Below are 6,572 nucleotides of genomic sequence, written 5' to 3' on the forward strand. Positions count from 1 at the left end.
AGGGCTCGGTCTCCTTCGACGACGACTTCTAGGAACAGAAGACGACAAAGAGGTGGCCCGCCCCGCCCCCCCCGCGGGGGGGGCCCCCGCCGTCCGTCGTCTCAGGCCCGGTCGCAGGCCTGCGCCCGCAGCGCGCGGGCCAGGTCGTCCCGGCGCTCCAGCACCAGGCGGCGCAGCGCGGGCGCCGCGTCCGGGTGCCCGGTCAGCCAGCCGTCCGCCTCGGCCAGCGTGGCCTCGTCGACCTGCGCCTGCGGGAAGAAGCCGCCGACGATGCGCATCGCGATCTCGATGGTCCGCTCGGCCCAGACCCGCTCCAGCAGCTTGAAGTAGGGCGCGGCGTAGAGCGCGGTCAGGTCGCGGTGCGCGGGCACCGCGAAGCCGGCGATGTTGGCCTCGACCAGGGCGTTGGGCAGCTCGTCGGAGTCGACCACGGCGGACCAGGCGGCGGCCTTGGCCTCCGGGGTGGGCCGGGCGGCCAGGCACTGGGTGTGCTGGCGGCGCCCGCTCGCGGTGTTGTCGGCGGCCAGCTCCCCGGCCAGCTCCTCCTCGGTGGCCTGGCCGGCCGCGGCCAGCGCCAGCCACAGCGCCCAGCGCAGCTCCTGGTCGACCTCCAGACCGTCGATCCGGGCGGTGCCGGCCAGCAGGCCGCGGACCAGGCCGAGGTGCTCGGAGCCGTTGGCGGTCTGCGCCAGGAAGCGGGCCCAGGCCAGCTGGTGGTCGCTGCCGGGGGCGGCGGCGCGCAGCTCGTGCAGTGCGCCGTCGGCGAGCAGCCGGCCGCCCTCGCCGCGCCACGCCGGGTCGGCGTAGAGGTCGACGGCGCTCTTGGCCTGGCCGTGCAGGGACTGCAGGACGCCGATGTTGGCCTCCTGGCCGGCGAACCGCAGGACCAGCGCGACGTAGTCGCGGGCCGGCATCAGGGCGTCCCTGGTGAGGTTCCAGACGGCGGACCAGGCGAGCGCCCGGGCCAGGTCGTCCTTGATGTCGCCGAGGCCGGTGCGCAGGGTCTCCAGCGACTCCTCGTCGAAGCGGATCTTGCAGTAGGTCAGGTCGTCGTCGTTGAGCAGGACCAGCGCGGGCCGGGTGAGGCCGACCGCCTCGGCGACGGCGGTGCGCGCGCCGGTGACGTCCAGTTCGAAGCGGGCGGTGCGCACCAGCGCGCCGTCCTCGTCCCGGTCGTAGAGGCCGACCGCGATCCGGTGAGGGCGCAGTTCGCCGCCGTCCTGGAGGACGGCGAGTTCGGTGATCCGGCCCTCGGCGTCGGCGGTGAGCTGCGGGGTGAGGGTGTTGACGCCGGCGGTCTGCAGCCAGGCGGCGGCCCAGGACTTGAGGTCGCGGCCGCTGGTCTCCTCCAGGATGTCCAGCAGGTCGGCGAGTTCGGTGTTGCCGAAGGCGTGCCGCTGGAAGTAGCGGCGGGCGCCCTCGAAGAACGCGTCCGCGCCGGCGTACGCCACCAGCTGCTTGAGCACCGAGGCGCCCTTGGCGTAGGTGATGCCGTCGAAGTTGAGCTTGGCGTCCTCGAGGTCCCGGATGTCCGCGGTGATCGGGTGGGTGGTGGGGAACTGGTCCTGCCGGTAGGCCCAGACCTTGCGCTGGTTGGCGAAGGTGACCCAGGCGGACTGGTAGCGGGTGCCGGCGCCGACCAGGCCGTAGGAGCCCATGAAGTCGGCGAAGGACTCCTTCAGCCACAGGTCGTCCCACCAGCGCATGGTGACCAGGTCGCCGAACCACATGTGCGCCATCTCGTGCAGCACGACGTTGGCGCGGCCCTCGTAGGCGGCGTCGGTGACCCTCGAACGGAAGACGAACTCCTCGCGGAAGGTGACGCAGCCGGGGTTCTCCATGGCGCCGATGTTGTACTCGGGGACGAACGCCTGGTCGTACTTGCCGAAGGGGTACGGGTAGCCGAACCGCTCGTGGAAGAAGTCGAGTCCGAGCTTGGTGACGCCGAGGATCTCGTCGGCGTCGAAGTACGGCGCGAGCGACCTGCGGCACAGCGCGGAGAGCGGGATGTCCAGCACGGTGCCGTCGTCGAGGGTGCGGCTGTAGTGGTCGCGGGCGACGTGGTACGGGCCGGCGACGACGGCGGTGAGGTAGGTGGAGATCGGCTTGGTCGCCGCGAACTCCCAGGTGCGGGCGGCGCCGTCCTCGGTGACGCTCTCGTGCGGGGCGTTGGAGCGCACGTCCCAGGCGGCCGGGGCGGTGACGGTGAAGGTGAAGGGGGCCTTCAGGTCGGGCTGCTCGAAGGTGGCGAAGACCCGGCGGGCGTCGGCCGGCTCGTAGTGGGTGTAGAGGTAGGTCTCGCCGTCGGCGGGGTCGGTGAAGCGGTGCAGGCCCTCGCCGGTGCGGCTGTAGGCGCAGTCCGCCTCGACGGTCAGGACGTTCTCGGCGGCGAGGCCGTCGACGTGCACCCGGGCGCCGTCGTAGGCGGTGGCCGGGTCGAGGGCGCGGCCGTTGAGGGTGACGGCGCGTACGGCGGGGGCGAGCAGGTCGACGAAGGTCGACGCGCCCGGTTCGGCGCAGCGGAAGGCGATGGTGGTGCTGGAGCGGAAGGTGGTGGCCGTCGGCTCGGGGGCCGAGGTCACGTCCAGCCGGACGTGGTAGCCGTCCACGGTGAGGATGCTGGCCCGCTGCTGGGCTTCGTCGCGGCTCAGGTTCTTGCCCGGCACGGCGGTACTCCTTTGTCCGGCTCGCACGGTGGTGGTGCGGTCTTCGCTGGTGCGGTGGTGCGGCGCGCTGTGGTGCTGCGGGAGCATCCTTTCACGCCCCCCGCGCCGGTACCATTGCACAACTCGGGCGGGCGGGACGGAATCAGCGGCGGGGGCCGGGCGTTGCGGTTCTGGGGGCACGGTCCCGTGCGGCCGCGCAGGCCCCCGACCGCACATCGTTCCCGCACTTCTTCCCGGACGACTCTCGAAGGACGACAGCCGTGACGACTGCCGCTGGTGCCACCGGCGCCGCCGAGCGCAAGACCGCCGACTTCTGGTTCGACCCGGCCTGTCCCTGGGCCTGGATGACGTCCCGCTGGCTGATCGAGGTCCAGCAGCTGCGCCCGGTGGACGTGAACTGGCACGTGATGAGCCTGTCGGTGCTGAACGAGGACCGGGACCTGCCGCCGCAGTACCGGGAGCTGCTGGACAACGCCTGGGGCGCGGTGCGGGTGTGCATCGCGGCCGCGCGGCAGCACGGTGACGAGGTGCTGGGCCGGCTCTACACCGAGCTGGGCACCCGCTTCCACAACCAGGGCCTGCCGCAGAACCGGGAGACGATCGAGGCGGCGCTGGCCGCGGCCGGGCTGCCGGTGGAGCTGGCGGACGCGGTCGGCACCGACGAGTACGACAAGGCGCTGCGCCTGTCGCACAAGGAGGGCATCACCCTGGTCGGCGAGGACGTCGGCACCCCGGTGATCGCGGTCGAGGGCGCGGACGGCGAGCGGGTCGCGTTCTTCGGCCCGGTGGTGACGCCGATCCCGCGCGGCGAGGCGGCGGCCCGGCTGTGGGACGGCACCCTGCTGGTCGCCTCGACGCCGGGCTTCTACGAGATCAAGCGGACCCGCACCGCGAGCCCGTCCTTCGAGTAACCCGCACGCGTCCGTACCCGGACGCGCGAAGGGGCCCGGTACCTGCGTGGTACCGGGCCCCTTCGCGCGCCGCGCCTCAGCCGCGGGCGGCGTCCCGGCGCTGCTTGAGCAGGCCGGCGGAGGTGAGCAGGGCGACCAGCACGCCGGCCGCGTACAGCTGCTGCCGGTTGCCCTCGGTGGTGGTCATCAGGGCGAGGATGCCGGCGACGGCGGCCATCGCGACCCAGGTCAGGTACGGGAAGCCCCACATCCGCACGGTGAGCAGCTCGGGCGCCTCGCGTTCGAGGCGGCGGCGCATCCGCAGCTGCACGACGCAGATGAACAGCCAGACGACCAGGATGGCGACGCCGGTGGTGTTCATCAGCCAGGTGAAGACGGTGTCGGGCCAGAACTTGGCGGCCAGGACGGCGGCGAAGCCGAACAGGCAGGAGGCCAGCACGGCCCGCCGGGGGACCCCGCCGCCGACCTTGGCGAGGGCGCGCGGGCCCTGGCCGCGGCCGACCAGCGAGTAGGCCATCCGGGAGGCGCCGTAGATGTTGGCGTTCATCGCGGACAGCAGCGCGACCAGCACCACGGCCTGCATGATCGTCCCGGCGCCGGGCACGCCGAGGTGGCGCAGCACGGTGACGTAGGGGCCGTCGGCGACGACCGCCGGGTCCTTCCAGGACACCAGGGTGACGACCAGTGCCATCGAGCCGATGTAGAAGATCGCGATCCGCCAGACGGCGGTGCGCACCGCGTTGGCGACGTTGCGCCTGGGGTCCTCGGACTCGGCGGCGGCGATGGTGACCGTCTCCAGGCCGCCGTAGGCGAAGACGGAGGCGAGCAGGCCGACGATCAGTCCGCTGACGCCGGTGGGCAGGAAGCCGCCCTGGCCGGTGAGGTTGGCGGTGCCGGGGGCGCCGGGGCCGAGCACGCCGGCGACGCCGAGGGCGCCCAGCACCAGGAAGGCGATGATCGCGGCGACCTTGACGGCGGCGAACCAGAACTCGAACTCGCCGAAGTTCTTCACCGCGGTGAGGTTGCTGGCGCAGAAGAAGGCCATGAACAGGGCGACCCAGATCCAGGCGGAGACGCCGGGGATCCAGCCGTTGACGATCTTGCCGGCGGCGGTGGCCTCGGCGGCGACGCCGCAGCAGAGCATCACCCAGTACATCCAGCCGGCGGTGATCCCGGCCCAGGGGCCGAGTTCCTTCTCGGCGTGCACGGAGAAGGAGCCGGAGGCCGGGCGGGCCGCCGACATCTCGCCGAGCATCCGCATGATCAGCATGACCAGCAGGCCGGAGAGCACGAAGGCGAGGATGATGGCGGGCCCGGCCGCCGCGATGCCCGCGCCGGAGCCGACGAACAGGCCGGCGCCGATGACGCCGCCGAGGGCGATCATCGAGAGGTGGCGCTGCTTGAGCCCGTGGGAGAGCTGCTGGCCGCCGGCCGGGGAGGCGGGGGCGGTGGTCCCGGACGCGGAGGGCGCGGAGGAGCGGGCCATGGGAGGTGGATCCAGACTGTTCGACATGCGGTGCGAGTTGTCCAATATCCGGTGACGCGACTGAGCATGCCAAGAATGTCCGGTTCGGGACCAGCATACGGACCTCATGGTGACAGGAAGGGCGTGGGCGATCACGCTGCGTCGTCGTGGCGGGGTGGGATCCGACAAGGAGGGCGGTCGGGGCTTTGTCCGGATCCCTGACGGTGTTCGGCGTGATCGCCGCGTAGGTTCAGAGTGATCACTCACTCGATCCGCTGATCCTTCGATCGTCCGGATCCCTGCCGTGCCGAGGAGAAGCCCGATGGCCACCGCCAGCACCCCCGTTCCGAGCCGCGCCGTTCTCGCGGACCTGCTGCCCGCCGCCGGCACCCGCTTCGGCGCCCAGGCCCGCGACCTCGCCCTGGTCGCCGGCGGCGCCGCGTTCACCGGCCTCGCCGCCCAGCTGTCGGTGAACGTCCCCGGCTCCCCGGTGCCGGTCACCGGCCAGACCTTCGCCGCCCTGCTGGTCGGCACCGCGCTCGGCACCCGCCGCGGCGTCGCCTCGCTGGGCCTCTACCTGCTGGCCGGCATGGCGGGCGTCCCGTGGTTCGCCGAGGGCTCCTCCGGCTGGTCGATGCCCTCGCTCGGCTACGCCATCGGCTTCGTGCTGGCCGCCGGCCTGGTCGGCGCGCTGGCCCGGCGCGGCGCCGACCGCTCGCCGGTGCGCACCGCCGTCGCGATGGTCCTCGGCAGCCTCGCCATCTACGCGGTCGGCGTGCCCTACCTGGCCTTCGCCCTCGACGTCTCGCCGGCCCGCGCCGCCGAGCTCGGCCTCTACCCGTACCTGGTCGGCGACGCCCTGAAGGCCGCCCTCGCCGCCGGCGCCCTCCCCCTGGCCTGGAAGCTCCTCGGCCGCCGCTGAACAGCGGTTCCCCGCCCCCTGCGGAGCCCGGGTCCGCGCGCATGCCACACTCATGGGCATGCGCGTGTACCTGGGCTCCGACCATGCCGGATACGAACTGAAGAACCACCTCGTGGAGTGGCTCGAGGAGGCCGGCCACGAGCCGGTCGACTGCGGGCCGCACATCTACGACGCCCTCGACGACTACCCGCCGTTCTGCCTGCGCGCCGCCGAGCGCACCGCCTCCGACCCGCAGGCGCTGGGCATCGTGATCGGCGGCTCGGGCAACGGCGAGGCGATCGCCGCCAACAAGGTCAAGGGCGTCCGCGCCGCGCTGGCCTGGAGCGAGCAGACCGCCGCGCTCGGCCGCGAGCACAACAACGCCAACGTGATCTCCATCGGCGGCCGGATGCACACCGTCGAGGAGGCCACCAAGTTCGTCGAGATCTTCCTCAACACCCCGTACAGCGGCGACGAGCGGCACACCCGCCGGATCGACATGCTCAGCGTGTACGAGACCACCGGCGAGCTCCCGCCGATCCCGGCCCACCACCCGCAGCAGGAGGGCTGACCCCTCCCGCCCGTCCCGGCTCCTCCCGGCGGCCGGCCGCGCCCCCGACGGCGCGGCC

General features: G+C 72.9%; 5 protein-coding genes. 3 read left to right on the forward strand and 2 right to left on the reverse strand.

Going from position 1 to position 6,572, the window contains the following annotated elements; all coding sequences use genetic code 11:
• Positions 1–101: 101 nt before the first annotated feature.
• The gene (pepN, locus tag ABT238_RS38390) at positions 102–2,666 is read right to left on the reverse strand and encodes an aminopeptidase N (RefSeq protein ID WP_350807200.1); all 2,565 of its coding nucleotides are present in this window, start codon (positions 2,664–2,666) and stop codon (positions 102–104) included.
• A gap of 260 nt (positions 2,667–2,926) precedes the next feature.
• Here pepN and ABT238_RS38395 point away from each other — a divergent pair, with 260 nt between their 5' ends.
• On the forward strand, positions 2,927–3,577 hold the full coding sequence (locus tag ABT238_RS38395; RefSeq protein ID WP_502884337.1) for a mycothiol-dependent nitroreductase Rv2466c family protein: 651 nt from the start codon (positions 2,927–2,929) through the stop codon (positions 3,575–3,577).
• A 76-nt stretch (positions 3,578–3,653) separates the two neighbouring features.
• Here ABT238_RS38395 and ABT238_RS38400 read toward each other — a convergent pair whose 3' ends face one another.
• A complete protein-coding gene (locus tag ABT238_RS38400; protein ID WP_350807206.1) occupies positions 3,654–5,063 on the reverse strand; it encodes an amino acid permease in 1,410 nt (469 codons plus the stop codon).
• 301 nt (positions 5,064–5,364) lie between these two features.
• Here ABT238_RS38400 and ABT238_RS38405 point away from each other — a divergent pair, with 301 nt between their 5' ends.
• Both ABT238_RS38405 and ABT238_RS38410 read left to right on the forward strand, forming a co-directional pair.
• Positions 5,365–5,964, forward strand: a complete 600-nt coding sequence (locus ABT238_RS38405; RefSeq protein WP_350569317.1) for a biotin transporter BioY — start codon at positions 5,365–5,367, stop codon at positions 5,962–5,964.
• Positions 5,965–6,022: 58 nt separating this feature from the next.
• A complete protein-coding gene (locus ABT238_RS38410) occupies positions 6,023–6,514 on the forward strand; it encodes a ribose-5-phosphate isomerase (RefSeq protein WP_350569316.1) in 492 nt (163 codons plus the stop codon).
• The last annotated feature ends 58 nt before the right edge of the window (positions 6,515–6,572 follow it).

Source organism: Kitasatospora sp. NPDC001527 (assembly GCF_040298605.1).
Classification (GTDB): Bacteria; Actinomycetota; Actinomycetes; order Streptomycetales; family Streptomycetaceae; genus Kitasatospora.